Source organism: Streptococcus sp. Marseille-Q6504, from assembly GCF_965111625.1.
Genome location: NZ_CBCOON010000004.1, coordinates 1 through 19,525 on the forward strand (window position 1 = coordinate 1; position 19,525 = coordinate 19,525).

Annotated in this window: 20 protein-coding genes; 18 read left to right on the top strand and 2 right to left on the bottom strand. The window is 38.2% G+C overall.

Annotated features, from left to right (window positions below):
- The 18 genes from ACWPUA_RS05090 to lacG all read left to right on the top strand — a co-directional run.
- On the top strand, positions 1–778 hold a 778-nt coding region (locus ACWPUA_RS05090; RefSeq protein WP_454379576.1), incomplete at its 5' end, for a TlyA family RNA methyltransferase.
- Positions 771–1,202 carry an arginine repressor gene (locus ACWPUA_RS05095; protein ID WP_004253525.1) on the top strand — a complete coding sequence of 144 codons (432 nt, stop codon included), beginning with the start codon at positions 771–773 and terminating at the stop codon, positions 1,200–1,202. The genes ACWPUA_RS05090 and ACWPUA_RS05095, both read left to right, overlap by 8 nt.
- A 6-nt stretch (positions 1,203–1,208) precedes the next feature.
- Positions 1,209–2,876, top strand: a complete 1,668-nt coding sequence (recN, locus tag ACWPUA_RS05100; RefSeq protein ID WP_454379578.1) for a DNA repair protein RecN — start codon at positions 1,209–1,211, stop codon at positions 2,874–2,876.
- Positions 2,877–3,605 carry a metallophosphoesterase family protein gene (locus tag ACWPUA_RS05105; RefSeq protein ID WP_454379580.1) on the top strand — a complete coding sequence of 243 codons (729 nt, stop codon included), beginning with the start codon at positions 2,877–2,879 and terminating at the stop codon, positions 3,603–3,605.
- Positions 3,606–3,686: 81 nt separating this feature from the next.
- Entirely contained in the window at positions 3,687–5,510 is a 1,824-nt protein-coding gene (lepA, locus tag ACWPUA_RS05110) for a translation elongation factor 4 (RefSeq protein WP_036757546.1), read from the top strand.
- A 73-nt stretch (positions 5,511–5,583) separates the two neighbouring features.
- Positions 5,584–6,201 (top strand): hypothetical protein, encoded by a 618-nt coding sequence (locus ACWPUA_RS05115; RefSeq protein WP_454379582.1) that lies wholly within the window; start codon positions 5,584–5,586, stop codon positions 6,199–6,201.
- Positions 6,202–6,381: 180 nt separating this feature from the next.
- Positions 6,382–6,858: a PTS sugar transporter subunit IIA gene (locus tag ACWPUA_RS05120; protein WP_006148588.1), complete on the top strand. Its 477-nt coding sequence runs from the start codon at positions 6,382–6,384 to the stop codon at positions 6,856–6,858.
- Positions 6,859–6,899: 41 nt separating this feature from the next.
- Positions 6,900–7,205, top strand: coding sequence for a PTS sugar transporter subunit IIB (locus tag ACWPUA_RS05125; protein WP_006148587.1), 306 nt, complete (start codon positions 6,900–6,902; stop codon positions 7,203–7,205).
- Positions 7,206–7,249: 44 nt separating this feature from the next.
- On the top strand, positions 7,250–8,725 hold the full coding sequence (locus tag ACWPUA_RS05130; RefSeq protein ID WP_414268160.1) for a PTS galactitol transporter subunit IIC: 1,476 nt from the start codon (positions 7,250–7,252) through the stop codon (positions 8,723–8,725).
- Positions 8,726–8,820: 95 nt separating this feature from the next.
- Positions 8,821–9,714 (top strand): aldose 1-epimerase family protein, encoded by an 894-nt coding sequence (locus tag ACWPUA_RS05135; RefSeq protein ID WP_414314065.1) that lies wholly within the window; start codon positions 8,821–8,823, stop codon positions 9,712–9,714.
- Positions 9,715–9,977: 263 nt separating this feature from the next.
- Positions 9,978–10,403 carry a galactose-6-phosphate isomerase subunit LacA gene (gene lacA / locus ACWPUA_RS05140; RefSeq protein ID WP_006151484.1) on the top strand — a complete coding sequence of 142 codons (426 nt, stop codon included), beginning with the start codon at positions 9,978–9,980 and terminating at the stop codon, positions 10,401–10,403.
- 29 nt (positions 10,404–10,432) lie between these two features.
- On the top strand, positions 10,433–10,948 hold the full coding sequence (gene lacB / locus ACWPUA_RS05145) for a galactose-6-phosphate isomerase subunit LacB (protein WP_254804065.1): 516 nt from the start codon (positions 10,433–10,435) through the stop codon (positions 10,946–10,948).
- Between the two features lie 10 nt (positions 10,949–10,958).
- The gene (locus ACWPUA_RS05150; RefSeq protein ID WP_454379587.1) at positions 10,959–11,888 is read left to right on the top strand and encodes a tagatose-6-phosphate kinase; all 930 of its coding nucleotides are present in this window, start codon (positions 10,959–10,961) and stop codon (positions 11,886–11,888) included.
- 1 nt (position 11,889) lies between these two features.
- Positions 11,890–12,870, top strand: a complete 981-nt coding sequence (gene lacD, locus ACWPUA_RS05155) for a tagatose-bisphosphate aldolase (RefSeq protein ID WP_006152000.1) — start codon at positions 11,890–11,892, stop codon at positions 12,868–12,870.
- Between the two features lie 230 nt (positions 12,871–13,100).
- Positions 13,101–13,937: a PRD domain-containing protein gene (locus tag ACWPUA_RS05160; RefSeq protein WP_454379589.1), complete on the top strand. Its 837-nt coding sequence runs from the start codon at positions 13,101–13,103 to the stop codon at positions 13,935–13,937.
- 33 nt (positions 13,938–13,970) lie between these two features.
- Positions 13,971–14,288 (top strand): PTS lactose/cellobiose transporter subunit IIA, encoded by a 318-nt coding sequence (locus ACWPUA_RS05165; protein WP_247912375.1) that lies wholly within the window; start codon positions 13,971–13,973, stop codon positions 14,286–14,288.
- A complete protein-coding gene (locus ACWPUA_RS05170; RefSeq protein WP_414265321.1) occupies positions 14,288–15,979 on the top strand; it encodes a lactose-specific PTS transporter subunit EIIC in 1,692 nt (563 codons plus the stop codon). Before ACWPUA_RS05165 ends, ACWPUA_RS05170 begins: the two co-directional genes overlap by 1 nt.
- Positions 15,980–16,192: 213 nt before the next feature.
- Positions 16,193–17,599 carry a 6-phospho-beta-galactosidase gene (gene lacG / locus ACWPUA_RS05175; protein WP_454379592.1) on the top strand — a complete coding sequence of 469 codons (1,407 nt, stop codon included), beginning with the start codon at positions 16,193–16,195 and terminating at the stop codon, positions 17,597–17,599.
- A gap of 39 nt (positions 17,600–17,638) precedes the next feature.
- Here the strand turns inward: lacG and ACWPUA_RS05180 are convergent, their stop codons facing one another.
- Positions 17,639–18,406, bottom strand: a complete 768-nt coding sequence (locus tag ACWPUA_RS05180) for a DeoR/GlpR family DNA-binding transcription regulator (protein ID WP_004253596.1) — start codon at positions 18,404–18,406, stop codon at positions 17,639–17,641.
- Between the two features lie 130 nt (positions 18,407–18,536).
- Positions 18,537–19,499, bottom strand: coding sequence for a class 1b ribonucleoside-diphosphate reductase subunit beta (gene nrdF / locus ACWPUA_RS05185; RefSeq protein WP_036757519.1), 963 nt, complete (start codon positions 19,497–19,499; stop codon positions 18,537–18,539).
- Between the last annotated feature and the right edge of the window lie 26 nt (positions 19,500–19,525).

Here is a 19,525-nt window from a genome sequence, read left to right on the forward strand (position 1 = left end):
AGGTTTATTTGAAACAAGAGAACAGGCTAAGCGGGGCGTAATGGCTGGATTAGTGATTGCAGTCCTTAATGGTGAGCGTTTTGATAAACCAGGAGAAAAAATTCCTGACGATACTGAATTAAAACTCAAGGGTGAGAAACTCAAGTATGTTAGTCGAGGCGGCTTGAAACTTGAGAAAGCTTTAGAAAAATTTGAAATATCAGTTGAAGGCAAAACGACCATTGATATTGGAGCTTCAACAGGAGGCTTTACGGATGTCATGCTTCAAAATGGTGCGAAACTGGTTTATGCCGTTGATGTTGGGACCAATCAGCTAGCCTGGAAATTACGCCAAGATTCACGTGTTATTAGCATGGAGCAATTTAACTTTCGTTATGCTGAAAAAAATGACTTTGAAGAAGAACCAAGTTTTGCAAGTATCGATGTGAGTTTTATTTCTTTGAGTCTCATTTTACCGGCTCTACATAGAGTCTTGGAAGACCAAGGTGAAGTCGTCGCACTCATAAAACCACAGTTTGAAGCAGGACGAGAACAGATTGGTAAAAATGGAATTATCAGAGATGCCAAAGTTCACCAAAATGTTTTAGAATCAGTTACTAAAATGGCAGTTGATGAAGGATTCTCAGTCTTAGGATTGGATTTCTCTCCTATTCAAGGTGGACATGGGAATATTGAGTTTCTTGCTTATTTACGTAAAGAGGAACATGCAAGCAATCAAGTAGTTTCTGAAATAGAACAAGTAGTAGAAAAAGCACATAGAGAGTTTAAAGATGAATAAAAAAGAAAGACTTGAAAAGATTAGAAGATTTGTGACTGACTATCAAATCGGCACACAAGAAGAAATCGTTGAACACTTGAGAGAAGCAGGCATCTCTGCTACTCAAGCAACTGTTTCACGTGATATCAAAGAATTAGGGATTGTAAAAATTCCTTTGAAAGACAATACATATGTCTATGAATTACCAAAGTCAGTAGTTAAAAGTTTACAGTTAGCTGAGAACAATATCGAAAGTTTTGAAAGAATGGGGAATCTCATTAATTTAGATGTCATTCCTGGGAATACAATTTTTGTAAAAAGTCAATTGACTCAAACATTTTCAGATATGATTTTTAGCTGTTTAGCAGATGATAACTCAATTTTAATTGTGGCGCGAACTGAAGAAGCAGCTGTAGAGATTGTTGAACAAGTTAAAAAGTGGTAGGACCTTATGTTACTTGAAATTTCAATTAAAAACTTTGCCATCATTGAGGCTATTTCACTTAATTTTGAGAAGGGGATGACAGTTCTGACTGGGGAAACCGGTGCTGGGAAGTCTATCATCATCGATGCTATGAATATGATGCTGGGAGCCAGAGCTACAACGGACGTTATTCGTCATGGTGCTCCTAAGGCTGAAATCGAAGGTCTTTTCTCAATTGAAAATAGTCGAGCTTTACAAGAGATTTTTGATGAGCAAGGTCTGGAGTTAGGCGATGAAATCATCATCCGTCGTGAAATTTTACAAAACGGGCGTAGTGTTAGTCGTGTCAATGGACAGATGGTTAATCTATCTGTTCTTCGCTCAATTGGACAGTATCTTGTTGATATCCATGGCCAACATGATCAAGAAGAGTTAATGCGTCCCCAATTGCATATTCAGATGCTTGATGGTTTTGGTGATGCAGATTTTCTGGAACTGAAGCAAGCCTATCAGACAAACTTTGATGCTTATCGTAAAATGCGCAAGGAACTTCTTGAGATTAAGAAAAATCAAGAAGAGCACAGGGCTCGTATTGAAATGTTGGAATTTCAGATGGCTGAAATTGAATCTGCGTCCTTACAGCCAGGTGAAGACCTCAAACTAAACCAAGAACGAGATAAACTTCTAAATCATAAACATATTGCTGATACGTTGACTAATGCTTATACAATGTTAGATAATGAAGAGTTTTCAAGTCTAGCTAACGTGCGTTCAGCTATGAATGATATGGAAAGTTTAGAAGACTATGATGCAGAGTACCGTGAAATATCTTCCTCTCTATCTGAATCCTATTATGTATTAGAGGATGTCACTAAGCGTTTAGAGGATATTATTGAAAGTCTTGATTTCGACGGTAATCGTCTCATGCAGATTGAAAGCCGTTTAGATCTCATTCACTCTATTACACGTAAGTACGGTGGGAATGTTGACGATGTCTTGATGTATTTTGCTAAAATCACAGAAGAATACAACCTTTTGACTGGCAATCATTTATCTTCAGATGATATGGAAGCAGAACTCAAAAAATTGGAAGTAAGTCTAGTTGACTTAGCAACTAAGCTTGCATCTGCTCGACATAACTTAGCTCAACAATTAGAAATTGAGATTCAGCAAGAACTTAAAGACCTCTATATGGAGAAAGCTCAGTTTCAGGTTCAATTTACTAAAGGTAAGTTTACTCGTGAAGGAAATGAAAGTGTTGAATTTTACATTTCCACCAACCCTGGAGAAGACTTTAAACCATTGGTTAAAGTAGCTTCTGGAGGAGAGTTGTCTCGCCTCATGTTGGCGATCAAGTCTGCTTTTTCTCGTAAGGAAGGTAAGACCAGTATTGTATTCGATGAAGTGGACACAGGAGTTTCCGGTCGTGTGGCTCAAGCAATCGCTCAAAAGATTCATAAAATTGGTCAGCACGGCCAAGTATTAGCTATATCTCATCTTCCTCAAGTCATTGCGATTGCAGATTATCAGTTCTTTATTGAAAAGATAAGTAATGACTATTCAACTGTTTCAACAGTTCGCTTGTTGACAGTTGAAGAAAGGGTGGAAGAAGTTGCTAAAATGTTGGCTGGTGAGAATGTGACTGAAGCAGCACTTAGTCAAGCGAGAGAATTGTTGCAAAGTAAGGAGAAATAAATGACAGACTATTATGTTATTGGAGATGTCCATGGGAAAGCAGGAATGCTCGAGGACCTTCTAAAAACATGGGATGGTAAGACTCAATTACTCTTTCTTGGAGATTTGATTGATAGAGGAGAGGATAGCCGACGTGTTCTTGAAATGGTCAAGGACTTGGTTGATAACAAAGGAGCTATCTGTTTATCAGGAAATCATGAGTATATGTTTTTAACATGGTTGGATAATCCTGAAGAAAGCTATGATCACTATCGTCGTAATGGTGGCGATACAACTATAAATTCTATTTTGGGGCGCCCACTGGATGCACCAGTCGATGGAGTAGCAGATGCTAAACGTGTAGAAACTGAAGCAGCAGACTTGGTTGCTTTTATCAGACAAATGCCATTCGTGATTGAAACGGATCAGTATATCTTTGTTCATGCTGGAATTGATTTAACTTTGGATGATTGGCATGAAACTACAGATTACAAGAAAGTCTGGCTCAGAAAACCATTCCACGAGGCAGCTAATCATACAGGGAAAACAATTGTCTTTGGGCATACACCAGTCTACGGACTTTTGGATCAAAAACCAGGTACTCCAGAGCTTTGGATGACAGAAGATGGAAAGATTGGAATGGATGGAGGAGCTGTCTATGGTGGTGTCCTTCATGGAATTATCTTTACTGACCAAGGTATGACAGACCACTATTTCATCGAAAATGACGGCTTTGTTGCTGAAGATTAATACTCTCTACAGGGTATTATGGTCTTGTCAAAAACATAAAAACAATTTATAATTAATAGATACCCTGAAAGGAAGAGAATCTTGAATTTAGAAGAATTGAAAAAACGTCAGGAGAAGATCCGAAACTTTTCCATTATCGCGCATATTGACCATGGGAAGTCAACTTTGGCGGACCGTATTTTGGAGGCTACAGAGACGGTTTCTAGTCGTGAAATGCAAGCTCAGCTTCTTGATAGTATGGACCTAGAGAGAGAGCGTGGGATTACTATCAAACTGAATGCCATCGAGCTTAATTATACTGCCAAAGACGGCGAAACCTATATTTTCCACCTGATTGACACACCAGGACACGTGGACTTCACTTATGAGGTATCACGTTCTCTAGCTGCCTGTGAGGGCGCCATTTTAGTCGTTGATGCCGCCCAAGGGATTGAAGCTCAAACATTAGCTAACGTTTACCTTGCCTTAGATAATGATTTGGAGATCCTTCCAGTCATCAACAAGATTGATTTGCCTGCAGCAGATCCGGAGCGCGTGCGTACAGAAATTGAAGATGTTATCGGTCTGGATGCTAGTGAGGCTGTATTAGCTTCAGCAAAAGCTGGGATTGGAATTGAAGATATTTTAGAGCAAATTGTAGAAAAAGTTCCAGCACCAACTGGTGATGTATCAGCACCATTAAAAGCTTTGATTTTTGACTCAGTTTACGATGCTTATCGTGGCGTTATCCTCCAAGTTCGTGTCATGGATGGAGTTGTTAAGCCAGGTGATAAGATTCAGCTCATGAGCAATGGTAAAACCTTTGATGTTACTGAGGTCGGAATATTCACACCCAAAGCTGTAGGACGTGACTTCCTTGCGACAGGTGACGTTGGTTATATTGCAGCATCTATCAAGACTGTTCAAGACACTCGTGTCGGTGATACAGTTACCTTGGCGGCAAACCCTGCTTCAGAACCCCTATCTGGATACAAACAGATGAATCCGATGGTTTTCGCAGGTCTTTATCCAATCGAGTCAAATAAATACAACGACCTTCGTGAAGCCCTTGAAAAATTGCAGTTGAACGATGCTAGTCTTCAGTTTGAACCCGAAACATCGCAAGCTCTTGGATTCGGTTTCCGTTGTGGATTCTTGGGTCTCCTTCATATGGATGTTATTCAGGAACGTTTGGAACGTGAGTTCAACATTGACTTGATCATGACTGCACCATCCGTTATCTACAAGGTTAATCAGACTGATGGCGAGTCTATGGATGTATCGAATCCATCCGAGTTTCCTGATCCTACTAAAATTGCAACTATTGAAGAACCTTATGTTAAAGCACAAATTATGGTACCACAGGAATTTGTAGGAGCTGTTATGGAACTAGCTCAGCGCAAACGTGGTGACTTTGTCACGATGGACTATATCGATGATAATCGTGTCAATGTTATCTATCAAATTCCACTAGCTGAAATTGTCTTTGATTTCTTTGATAAGCTCAAATCTTCAACACGTGGCTATGCAAGTTTTGACTATGAACTGTCAGAGTATCGCCCATCTAAGCTAGTGAAAATGGATATCCTTCTCAATGGAGACAAGGTGGATGCACTCAGCTTTATCGTTCACAAGGACTTTGCTTATGAACGTGGGAAACTCATCGTTGATAAACTCAAGAAAATCATTCCACGTCAACAGTTTGAAGTTCCAATCCAAGCAGCTATTGGACACAAGATTGTAGCTCGTACAGATATCAAAGCTCTTCGTAAAAACGTTCTTGCCAAATGTTATGGAGGAGATGTTTCGCGTAAACGTAAACTTCTTGAAAAACAAAAGGCTGGTAAAAAGCGTATGAAAGCTATCGGATCAGTAGAAGTTCCTCAAGAAGCCTTCCTAAGTGTCTTGAGTATGGATGAAGAATAATTGATTCCTAATACAGTTATCTTTTGACACTTATCTTTTCATTCATTAGAATAGAAGTGAAAGGAGAAGGATTATGAAAAAAATCGTCAGCTTATCTACACTTTTAGTGTGTTGCCTTTGCCTCGCTGCTTGTAATACTTCAAAATCTAAAAAAGAAGTAGCCTCAGATACAACAACAGTCCAGGAAACTACCACTGCTCAAGAAACAACAACTGTAGCCGAATCAACAATTAAAGATACACAGGTAATTGGGTCAGATGCTTATGGCTACGTAAAAGTGCCAAAATCATGGATTCATTTTACAGAAGTTGAGGGTGGTGATGATATTCAGTACTGTGATGGAACGGACATCAATATCGTAACCCTAAATACTTTTAAACCAGAGCACCTTGGTGTTAGTGAAAGTGAATATGCTGCTCTTGATGCTGTTCAAGTCTCTACTAGTGTTTATCAAACTAAACAACAAAGCAAGGATTTCTCTAAAGTTTGGGGATCTAAGTCAAAAATTGGTGGTTATGACGCCTATGTCGTAAACTGTATTGCTAAAAATGGTAAATATTTAGTGATCTGGATCTTTAAATCAGATGATGGTAAGTTTAGATACGTTTCTCTAGAAGGGACACCTGAAGTTTTAAAGGATATGCTTCCGTTGATTGAACAAAGTTGGACTACGAAAAAAATTAATAGATAAAAAACAGGATGTATGTCCTGTTTTTTTCTATCTTTTTTCAAAACTATTTAAAATTATTTGCTGTTTAAAATCAAACAAAAAAAAATAAAAATCAAACAAAATACAACAAAAAAATATTGACAACGGTTTCATATAGTGTTATACTTGTATCATAAAAGTTAAATATGAAGGGAGAAGGTCATGGGACTAGATCATTTCTTCAGCAAAGACTTAGTTTTTTGTTTAGAAGCAGATAATCAAGAGCAACTATTTGATCAAGTTGCAACCCTATTGGAAGAAAAGAAAGTTGTTACGGATACCTATCGATCGGCATTGATTGAACGTGAAAAAATGTTCCCAACTGGTTTAGATATGGAATTTCTTGGGAAGGACTTGCCGAATGTAGCAATCCCTCACACAGACACGATTCATAATTTAACTGAAAACGTTGTTGTGGTTCGCTTAGCGAAACCAGTAACATTCCACAACATGATTGCTCCTGACAAGGAAGTAGAAGTATCATTACTCTTCTTTATCATCAATAATTCAAGTTCAAGTCAAACTAATATCCTTGCTCAATTGATGGACTTCTTTACAGGTAATGGTCATCTAGAAGCACTTTCTAAGATTACAGAACCAGAAGCTTTGTTCCAGTATATCTCAGAAGCAACTGCTTAAATTCATTAATAAATAGTAAATATAAAACGGAGGAAATCCAAATGATTAAAATTCTTGCTGCATGTGGTGCAGGTGTTAACTCAAGCCACCAAATTAAAAGCGCTCTAGAAGAAGAGCTATCTAACCGTGGATACGACGTACAGTGTGACGCAGTTATGGTTAAAGATGTCAACGAAGACTTGATTAAAGGTTATGATATCTTCACACCAATTGCTGCAACAGACTTAGGTTTTGACCCTGGTATCCCAGTAGTAGAAGCTGGACCTATCTTATTCCGTATTCCAGCGATGAGCGCTCCAGTTTATGACAATATTGAAGCAGCAATTAAAGAACACGGATTAAGTTAATTATTATTTTGTAATTTTCCATAAAAATAAAGGGAGGAAAAATTATGGATTTCATTATCAATCTAGCCAACGATTTCTTTAAACCAATCTTGGCTATGGGTGGCCCAATCATCATGCTGATCATTTTGACAGTATTGGCTTTGCTTTTCGGAGTTAAATTCTCCAAAGCACTTGAAGGTGGTATCAAACTTGCCATCGCACTTACTGGTATCGGTGCTATCATCGGAATGCTTAACGGAGCTTTCTCAGCTTCACTTGCAAAATTCGTTGAAAATACTGGTATTCAATTGACCATCACCGACGTTGGTTGGGCACCACTTGCTACAATCACTTGGGGATCTGCATGGACTCTATACTTCTTGCTAGTTATGTTGATTGTCAACATTGTAATGCTTGCAATGAAGAAAACAGACACACTTGACGTTGATATCTTCGATATCTGGCACTTGTCTATCACAGGTCTTTTGATTAAATGGTATGCTGACAAGAGTGGAGTTGGTCAAGGAGTTTCTCTTTTCATCGCGACTGCAGCAGTTGTTCTTGTAGGGGTTCTTAAAATTATCAACTCTGACTTGATGAAACCAACATTCGACGATCTTCTTAATGCACCAAGTTCATCACCAATGACTTCAACTCACATGAACTACATGATGAACCCAGTTATCATGGTTTTGGATAAGATTTTTGATAAATTCTTCCCAGGTCTTGATAAATACGACTTTGACGCTGCTAAATTGAACAAGAGAATCGGTTTCTGGGGTTCTAAATTCTTCATCGGTTTCATCCTTGGTATCGTTATCGGTTTGATGGGGACTCCACAACCGGTTCCAGGTGTAGAAGGTGCTGATAAATGGGAACTAGTTATTAAAGGTTGGTTGTCACTTGGTTTGACTGCCGGTGTCTGCTTGGAGCTCTTCTCATTGATCGGTTCATGGTTCATCGCAGCCGTAGAACCACTTTCACAAGGTATTACAAACGTTGCTACTAAACGTCTTCAAGGACGTAAATTCAACATCGGTCTTGACTGGCCATTTATCGCTGGTCGTGCTGAAATCTGGGCTTGTGCCAACGTACTTGCACCAATCATGTTGATTGAAGCAGTGCTTCTTTCAAATGTCGGAAATGGTATCTTGCCACTTGCTGGTATCATCGCTATGGGTGTGACTCCAGCTCTCTTGGTAGTTACTCGTGGTAAATTGCTCCGTATGATTATCTTCGGAACACTCTTGTTGCCACTCTTCCTTCTTTCAGGTACACTTATCGCACCATTTGCAACAGATCTTGCTAAAAGTGTAGGTGCCTTCCCAGAAGGTGTGAGCCAAACTCAATTGATCACTCACTCAACACTTGAAGGACCAATTGAAAAACTTCTTGGTTGGACAATTGGTAACACTACAACAGGTGATATCAAAGCAATTATTGGTGCAGTAATCTTCCTTACTTTCTATATCGGTATTTTTGCATGGTACAGAAAACAAATGATCAAACGTAACGAAGAATACGCAGCAAACTCAAAATAATTTGCTCCTAAAAATGTAAATTGTAAAAACTAGGTTGTCAGTTTCCACTATGGAGCAGTCAGCCTAGTTTTTTTAGAAAATTGGAGGTAAGACTTGTGATTGTATTAAAATCAGATCAATTAAATGTTGAGTTTCAAACACTTGGAGGAGCGCTATCCTCTATAAAAGATAAAGATGATGTAGAGTATTTGTGGCAGGGGGATCCAACTTATTGGAGTGGGCAAGCACCCGTATTATTCCCAATATGTGGTTCAGTAAGAAATGATTCGGTCCTTTATGATAAGGAAGATGGTAGTCAAAAAGAAGGAAAAATTCCTCGACATGGTCTAGTAAGAAAAAAAGAGTTTACATTAGTAGAACAAACAGATAATTCTGTTTCATTTGCTATTGAAGATGATGAAGAAATGTATGTAAATTACCCTTATCATTTTCGTTTAGAAATTACGTATACAGTGACTGGGAAAAGCATACGTACACAGTATAAAATCTATAATAAAGAATCAGAAAAGAGTATGCCATATTTTATCGGTGGGCATCCTGGTTTTAACTGTCCCTTACTAGATGACGAGGTATATGAAGATTACTATCTTGAATTTGAAAAGCCAGAAACATGTACAGTTCCAAAACCTTTCCCAGAAACAGGAATGTTGGATTTCAAAGATAGAAGTGATTGGTTAAATAATCAAAAAGAATTAGATTTAAATTTTGATTTCTTTAGCTATGATGCTGTGACATTAGATGAGTTGGAATCTCGCACAGTAGCTTTGCGTTCACGAAAACATGATAAAGGTTTAAAACTACATTTTAAAGAGTTTCCAAATTTAATTGTATGGTCAACTCTTAATAAAGGGCCTTTTATTGCCTTGGAACCATGGTCAGGTTTGTCTACTTCAATAGAAGAAGGAGATAGACTGGAAGATAAGAAAGATGTTAAGATTATAAAACCTAGTGATTTTGATCAGGTTGGATTTGATATCGAGATTTTATAAAAAAATAAACAAAAACAAACATAAATTGTTGACTTTTCCAACTAATAGTAGTATATTATGTTTATAAAGAACAATTTGTGTTTATTTTAACAAGATTACTGTTCTGGCTTTTCTCTGAAGAAAGCTTATTAAGAAACGAATAAGATATTTGTTCTTAATTTAAATGATTGTCAACAAAACTACTAGTAACTATTTGAGAAAGGTCTCTTTTAGGCTAGAATCAAAAAGTTTTACTGGTCTATTATAAAAAAGGAGTATACAATATGGCTATTGTTATTGGTGCAGATGCTGCAGGTTTAAGATTGAAAGAAGTTGTAAAAAACTTCTTGGAAAAAGAAAACTTCCACGTAGTGGATGTTACAGCAGAAGGTCAAGACTTTGTTGATGTAACTCTAGCAGTTGCGGAAGAAGTTAAGAAAGAAGAACAAAACCTTGGTATCGTCATTGATGCTTATGGTGCAGGTCCATTTATGGTTGCTACTAAAATCAAAGGAATGGTTGCTGCAGAAGTTTCTGATGAACGTTCAGCTTATATGACTCGAGGTCACAACAACTCACGTATGATTACGATGGGTGCTCAACTTGTTGGTGATGAATTAGCTAAAAACATTGCTAAAGGCTTTGTAAATGGTAAATACGACGGCGGTCGTCACCAAATCAGGGTCGACATGTTGAACAAAATGTGCTAATTTTGATATTGAAAGAAAGGTAAGATAAAATGAGAATTGCAATCGGATGTGACCACATCGTAACAAATGAAAAAATGGCTGTTTCAGAATTTTTGAAATCAAAAGGACATGAAGTTATCGACTTTGGTACTTATGACCACGCTCGTACCCACTATCCAATCTTTGGTAAAAAAGTTGGTGAAGCAGTAGTTAGTGGACAAGCTGATCTTGGTGTATGTATCTGTGGTACTGGTGTAGGTATCAATAATGCTGTTAACAAGGTTCCTGGTGTTCGTTCTGCTTTGGTTCGAGATATGACAAGTGCTCTATATGCAAAAGAACAATTGAATGCCAACGTAATCGGATTTGGTGGTAAAATCACTGGTGAATTGCTCATGTGTGATATCATTGAAGCTTTCATCAACGCTGAATACAAACCATCAGAAGAAAACAAAAAATTGATCGCTAAAATCCAACACGTTGAAACTCATAACGATCATCAAACTGATGCCAACTTCTTTACAGAGTTCCTTGAAAAATGGGATCGTGGTGAATACCACGACTAAGAGGTTACTTATGATTTTAACAGTCACAATGAACCCATCCATTGATATTTCCTATCCTTTGGATGAACTGAAAATTGACACTGTCAACCGTGTTGTAGATGTAACTAAAACGGCTGGTGGTAAAGGTCTTAACGTTACTCGTGTCCTATCAGAATTTGGTGACTCCTTAGTCGCAACAGGACTTGTCGGTGGTAAACTTGGTGATTTTTTAGTAGAAAATATTGATGATAAAGTAAGCAAACGTTTCTTCTCTATTCAAGGTGAAACCCGTAACTGTATCGCGATTCTACATGGAGAAAACCAAACAGAAATCCTAGAAAAAGGTCCTGAAGTTCAAGAAAAAGAAGGTCAAGATTTCTTGGCTCATTTCAAAGGACTTTTAGAGACTGTAGAGGTAGTGGCCATTTCAGGTAGTCTACCTGCAGGACTTCCAGTGGATTATTATGCTAGTCTGGTTGAACTTGCTAACCAAGCTGGTAAACCTGTTGTATTGGACTGTTCAGGCGCTGCACTTCAGGCAGTTCTTGAGTCTCCACATAAGCCAACAGTCATCAAACCAAATAATGAAGAATTATCTCAACTTTTAGGAAGAGAAATTTCTAAAGACTTGGATGAATTAAAAGAAGTCCTTCAAGAACCACTATTCGATGGAATCGAGTGGATTATCGTTTCCTTAGGTGCTAACGGAGCATTCGCTAAACACGGTAACACTTTCTACAAAGTAGATATTCCAAGAATTCAAGTAGTAAATCCAGTCGGTTCTGGCGATTCTACAGTGGCAGGTATTGCTTCTGGTCTTTTCCATAATGAAACGGATCAAGAACTGTTGATCAAGGCAAATGTCCTTGGTATGCTTAATGCTCAAGAAAAAATGACCGGTCATGTCAATATGGCCAACTATCAAGGTCTATATGACCAATTAATTGTAAAAGAGGTATAAAATGGTTTTAACAGAAAATAAACGCGCTTGTATGCAAAAACTCTCTGATGAGAATGGTATCATCTCAGCTCTCGCCTTTGACCAACGTGGTGCTTTGAAACGCCTCATGGCTCAATACCAAACAGAAGAGCCAACAGTTGCTCAAATGGAAGAACTTAAAGTATTGGTAGCAGATGAATTGACTAAATATGCTTCATCTATGCTACTTGACCCTGAGTACGGACTTCCAGCTACAAAAGCTCTTGATCCAAATGCTGGTCTTCTCCTTGCTTATGAGAAAACAGGATACGATACAACAAGTACAAAACGCTTGCCTGACTGCTTGGATGTTTGGTCTGCAAAACGTATCAAAGAACAAGGTGCAGATGCTGTTAAATTCTTGCTTTACTATGACGTAGATAGCTCTGACGAACTCAACCAACAAAAACAAGCCTACATTGAACGTATTGGTTCTGAGTGTGTAGCTGAAGATATTCCATTCTTCCTTGAAATCTTGGCTTACGATGAAAAGATTGCGGACGCAGGTTCTGCCGAATACGCAAAAGTAAAACCACGCAAGGTTATCGGTGCTATGAAGGTCTTCTCAGACCCACGCTTTAACATCGATGTCTTGAAAGTGGAAGTTCCAGTTAACGTGAAATACGTTGAAGGATTTGGCGATGGCGAAATCGTTCATACACGTGAAGAAGCAGCAGCCTTCTTTAAAGCTCAAGACGAAGCTACTAACTTGCCATACATATACTTGAGTGCAGGTGTATCAGCTAAGCTCTTCCAAGAAACTCTTGTATTTGCCCACGAATCAGGTGCAAACTTCAATGGTGTTCTTTGTGGACGTGCAACATGGGCTGGATCAGTTGAAGCTTATATCAAAGACGGTGAAGCAGCTGCTCGCGAATGGCTTCGTACAACTGGTTTTGAGAACATCGATGAACTCAACAAAGTTCTTAAAACAACAGCAACTTCATGGACTGAACGTGTGTAAATTTCCACCCTTTTTATGTCTAAAACCCAGCTAAAAAACTTTTAAAAAAGTTGCATGTAAAGGTTTACAAAATAAAAATCTTGTGCTATACTTAAGTCACAAGTTAATAAGAGTGAGTGTTACTAAGTAATATTAGGCATGATCACAGATGACTCAGAAATTTATTTTCAGGGTCATTTGTGGTCATTTTTTATACTCTAGCTCTTAAATGACAGAACAAGGAGGTCGACATGTATCGGATATTAAATCCAATGAATAACAATGTTTCTCTTGTGCGGAATAGCAAGGGAGAGGAGTTGATCGTAGTCGGTAAGGGTATTTCGTTTGGTAAGAAGAAGGGAGATTTGATTTCTGAGGATCAGGTTGAAAAAGTCTTTCGTATGAAGACTGAAGAATCTCGAGAAAATTTTATGACTCTACTCAAGGATGTTCCGTTAGACTTTATTACCGTTACTTATGAAATTATCGATAATCTTTCAAAAAAATACCAATATCCTATTCAAGAGTACCTCTACGTAACCTTGACAGACCATATCTATTGTTCTTATCAAGCGATTAGCCAAGGACGTTATAAGGATAGTAATTTACCTGATATTTCAAAGGAGTATCCTATTGCTTTTCAAATAGCTCAAGAGTCTTTTGAAATCTATAATAGTAAACTATCTGGTAATTTACCAAAGGATGAAATAAAAAGAATAGCCTACCACTTTATTAATGCCGAGGGTGAGAATGAGGTAGAAGTTCCAGAAGCTATTGATAAGAGAAAGGAAATCATAAAGAAGGTTGAGAGTCTTCTCAGGAGCTATAACATTCAAAGAACCCAAGAAAATAATAATTTCTACGATCGTTTTATGATTCATCTAAATTATTTCTTGGATTACCTTGATCGTAGTCGCGATGATAATCAATCCTTGCTCGATATGGAAGAACATATAAAAAACACCTATCCAGAAGCATTCGAGATTGGTAGCAAAATTTATGACGTCATTGCTCAGGAAACGGGTGTTGATCTTTATAAGAGTGAACGAGTTTACCTTGTTCTACATATTCAACGTTTATTGTCATAATATTACTAAAAATTATATAAGGAGAAATCTATCATGAATAGAGAAGAAGTAACATTGTTAGGTTTTGAAATTGTTGCCTATGCTGGCGATGCTCGTTCAAAACTATTGGAAGCCTTGAAGGCTGCTGAAGCTGGTGATTTTGCAAAAGCGGACGCTCTGGTAGAGGAAGCTGGTAGCTGTATTGCAGAGGCCCACCACGCGCAAACTAGTCTATTGACTAAGGAAGCTGCTGGTGACGATTTGGCTTATAGCGTGACCATGATGCATGGCCAAGATCACCTGATGACAACAATCTTGCTAAAAGATTTGATGCATCATTTAATTGAACTTTATAAAAGAGGAGCTAAATAATGAATAAGTTAATTGCCTATATCGAGAAAGGGAAGCCTTTCTTTGAAAAACTATCTCGAAATATCTATCTTCGTGCTATTCGGGATGGATTTATCGCTGGGATGCCAGTCATTCTATTCTCAAGTATTTTTATCTTGATTGCCTTTGTGCCTAATTCATGGGGATTTGTATGGTCTGATGATGTTGTAGCGCTTTTGATGAAACCTTATAGCTATTCAATGGGTATTCTCGCACTTTTGGTTGCTGGTACAACAGCTAAATCCTTAACAGACTCTGTTAACCGTAACATGGAGAAAACCAATCAAATCAACTATATGTCAACGCTATTAGCTGCTATTGTTGGGTTATTGATGTTGGCAGCTGACCCAATTGAAGGGGGCTTTGCAACAGGTTTCCTCGGAACAAAAGGTTTGCTTTCAGCTTTCCTAGCAGCCTTTGTGACTGTAGCAATCTATAAGGTTTGTGTGAAGAATAATGTTACTATTCGAATGCCTGATGAAGTTCCACCAAATATCTCACAGGTCTTTAAAGATGTTATTCCATTTACGCTTTCTGTCGTTTCCCTATACGGTCTTGACTTACTTGCTCGTCATTTTGTTGGTGCAAGCGTAGCAGAATCAATCGGTAAATTCTTTGCGCCTCTATTCTCAGCAGCAGACGGTTATGTTGGTATTACGATTATTTTCGGTGCCTTTGCATTCTTCTGGTTTATTGGTATTCACGGCCCATCTATCGTTGAGCCTGCGATTGCAGCGATCACTTATGCAAATGCTGAAGTCAACTTGAACCTTCTTCAACAAGGTATGCACGCTGATAAGATCCTTACATCTGGTACACAAATGTTTATCGTCACTATGGGTGGTACTGGTGCAACTCTTGTTGTTCCTTTCATGTTTATGTGGTTATGTAAATCAAAACGAAATCGTGCTATTGGACGCGCTTCAGTAGTTCCTACATTCTTTGGTGTAAACGAACCAATCTTGTTTGGTGCACCGCTTGTTTTGAACCCAATCTTCTTTATCCCATTCATCTTTGCACCAATTGCAAACGTATGGATCTTTAAGTTCTTTATTGAAACACTTGGCATGAACTCATTTACTGCCAACCTTCCATGGACTACACCAGGACCTCTTGGTATTGTTCTTGGTACAAACTTCCAGTTCTTATCATTCGCTCTTGCAGCATTGTTAATTGTAGTAGATATTGTTATCTACTATCCATTCCTCAAGGTTTATGATGAACAAATTCTTGAAGAAGAAAGTTCAGGTAAAGCTAATGATGAATTAAAAGAAAAAGTAGCTGCAAACTTTAACACTGCAAAAGCAGATGCTATTCTTGAGAAAGCTGGAGTAGATTCAGCACAAAATACAATTACTGAAGAAACAAACGTCCTCGTTCTTTGTGCGGGTGGAGGAACAAGTGGTCTTCTTGCCAATGCTTTGAATAAAGCCGCAGAAGAGTATAAAGTTCCAGTTAAAGCTGCAGCAGGTGGCTATGGAGCCCACCGTGAAATGTTGCCAGAATTTGACCTTGTTATCTTGGCGCCTCAGGTTGCTTCCAACTTCGAAGATATGAAGGCTGAAACAGATAAACTAGGCATCAAATTGGCGAAGACAGAAGGTGCACAGTACATTAAATTAACACGCGATGGACAAGGTGCTCTAGCCTTTGTTCAGGATCAATTCGATTAACGATAGGGACTGTGAAACAGTCTCCTATCGTAGCGGAAATCGCTATGGCGATTTTCCTAATCGCCTTGTTAATTCGTCGGTAAAAATATATCGTTTTTACCTCCTCATGTCACAATACGGTGGCTTGGAACAAGAAGTGAGATGGAGATGGATGGCTCACTAACTCCTCTCCACTCACTTTTCATTTTATACAATCAAGAAATAGGTGAAAAAATGACAAAAACACTTCCTAAAGATTTTATTTTTGGTGGGGCAACGGCTGCCTATCAAGCAGAAGGTGCGACTCATACAGACGGTAAAGGACCTGTTGCATGGGACAAATACTTAGCAGATAACTATTGGTATACAGCAGAACCAGCAAGTGATTTCTACCATAAATATCCAGTAGACTTACAGTTGGCTGAAGAATATGGCGTCAACGGTATTCGGATTTCGATCGCTTGGTCACGTATTTTCCCAACTGGCTATGGCGAAGTAAACCCAAAAGGGATAGAATTCTATCATAAGTTATTTGCAGAATGTCATAAACGTCATGTAGAACCATTCGTAACTCTTCACCACTTTGATACTCCTGAGGCTCTTCACTCAAATGGAGATTTCTTGAACCGTGAAAACATCGAACACTTTGTAAATTATGCTGCCTTCTGTTTCGAAGAATTTCCAGAAGTCAACTACTGGACTACTTTCAATGAAATCGGCCCAATCGGTGACGGTCAATACTTGGTCGGTAAATTCCCACCAGGTATTCAATATGACCTTGCGAAAGTTTTCCAATCACACCACAATATGATGGTTTCTCATGCACGTGCTGTGAAATTGTACAAAGACAAAGGCTACAAAGGTGAAATCGGGGTTGTTCACGCCCTTCCAACTAAGTATCCATTAGATCCTAAAAATCCTGCAGACGTTCGGGCTGCTGAGTTGGAAGATATCATTCACAACAAATTTATCTTGGACGCAACCTACCTTGGTCACTATTCAGATGCAACCATGGAAGGTGTAAACCACATTCTTTCAGTTAATGGGGGTGAGTTGGATCTTCGAGACGAAGACTTTGTGGCACTTGAAGCAGCTAAAGACCTGAATGACTTCCTTGGAATTAACTACTACATGAGTGATTGGATGGAAGCCTTTGATGGCGAAACAGAAATCATTCATAATGGTAAAGGTGAAAAAGGAAGCTCCAAATACCAAATCAAAGGTGTTGGTCGTCGTGTAGCTCCTGACTATGTACCTCGCACTGACTGGGACTGGATTATCTATCCTCAAGGTTTGTATGACCAAATCATGCGCGTCAAGAAAGACTATCCAAACTATAAGAAAATCTACATCACTGAAAACGGACTGGGCTACAAAGATGAATTTGTGGACAACACTGTTTACGATGATGGCCGTATTGATTATGTGAAACAACATTTGGAAGTATTGTCTGATGCGATTGCCGATGGTGCAAACGTCAAAGGATACTTCATCTGGTCACTCATGGACGTCTTCTCATGGTCCAATGGTTATGAAAAACGTTACGGACTCTTCTACGTTGATTTCGATACACAAGAACGTTATCCTAAGAAATCAGCTCATTGGTATAAGAAAGTAGCTGAAACAGGCCTTATTGAGTAGATTTAACGATAAAAAAAGTCTCACCAATGGTGAGACTTTTTAAGGTGTCGATTTAATAATTTTTGTTTGTTTAGACAAAGTTTTTAGGGTTTCTTGGCTAAGTTTTGAATCTGAAATAATTGTATCAATATCAGCAATGTTATAGAAAGTATAAAAATCAAACTTATTAAATTTACTGTGGTCAGCAAGAAGAATCTTTTTATTAGCATTATTTAATGCTAGCTTTTGGACTTCGCCTTCATCTTCGCTAAAAGTAGCGATAGCATGATCTTTTATACCATTGCAACTAACAAAAGCTTTAGAGTATTGAAGACTTTCGATATCTTGGAGCGTTAAGGTTCCGACAAAGGCACCGGTGATTTCTCGATAATTTCCACCAATCAAAATTAAATCAGTCAACTTTCGTTCATTCAAGATAATGAAAACAGGAAGGCTATTTGTTACCACACGAATATTATCTATTGGAAGTTCACGCGCAAAGAACTCAAGAGTAGTACCTGGACCGATAAAAATCGTTTCTCTTTCTTCGACTAAATGACCAGCAAATTTTGCGATTTCTTGTTTTTCAGCAATCTGAAGACCTTGTTTTTCGACATTCGAGCGTTCATTTGCTAATAGAGAACCAGAACGAAGTTTTTCAGCACCTCCATGCACTCGAACAAGTAGATCCTTGTCAGCTAACTCTTGCAGATAACGTCGAGCAGTCATATCAGAAATATCTAAACGATTCATTATTTCTTTGACTGTGATGGTTCCTCTCGTATTGACAATCTCTAAAATCACATCTAGTTTTTCTTGTTTTAGCATTGAATCACCCCCGTATCCAATATTATTTTATCACATTTTAAACATCTAAGCAACTTAAATAAAACAAAAATAAACAAAAACAAAAAACATCTGTGTTTGTTTTTAACTCAGATGTTTTTATATTTCTTAATTAGTCTAATCCATAGTTATAATCATCGTCCTGCATAGCTTCGACTTCGCCAAGTAGATATCCGTTACCAACTTGAGAGAAGAAGTCGTGGTTGGAAGTACCAGTTGAAATTCCATTCATAACAATTGGGTTTACATCGTCAGCTGAGTCAGGGAAGAGAGGATCTTGTCCTAGATTCATAAGAGCTTTATTGGCGTTGTAGCGAAGGAAGGTTTTAACCTCTTCAGTCCAACCGACACCATCATAAAGGCTTTCTGTATAACCTTCCTCATTTTCATAAAGAGTGTAGAGCAGGTCGTACATCCAGTCTTTTAACTTTTCTTGCTCTTCTTCTGGTAATTCGTTGAAACCAAGTTGGAATTTATAACCAATATATGTTCCATGTACTGACTCGTCCCGAATGATGAGTTTGATGATTTCAGCAACGTTTGCCAACTTGTTATTTCCTAGATAGTAGAGTGGAGTGAAGAAACCAGAGTAGAAGAGGAAGGTTTCAAGGAATACACTAGCCACTTTCTTTTCAAGTGGTGTTCCGTTAAGGTAAATCTCATTGATGATTTGTGCCTTTTTCTGAAGATATGGGTTTGTATCAGTCCATTCAAAGATTTCTTCAATCTCAGTCTTGGTATTCAAGGTTGAGAAAATAGAAGAATAAGATTTAGCGTGGACAGATTCCATAAATTGGATGTTGTTAAAAACAGCTTCTTCGTGAGGAGTACGAATATCATCGCGAAGAGCATTTACCCCTGTTTCAGACTGCATGGTATCCAAAAGTGTCAAACCGCCAAAGACTTTTCCTACCAAGTCTTTTTCTTGATTTGATAACTTTCTCCAGTCATCTAAGTCATTAGATAAGGGAATACGTGTATCCAACCAAAATTGTTCAGTTAGTTTTTCCCAGGTTGATTTATCGATGACATCTTCGATAGCATTCCAGTTAATGGCTTTGTAGTAAGTTTCCATTACAAATCTCTTTCTTTTGATTTTAT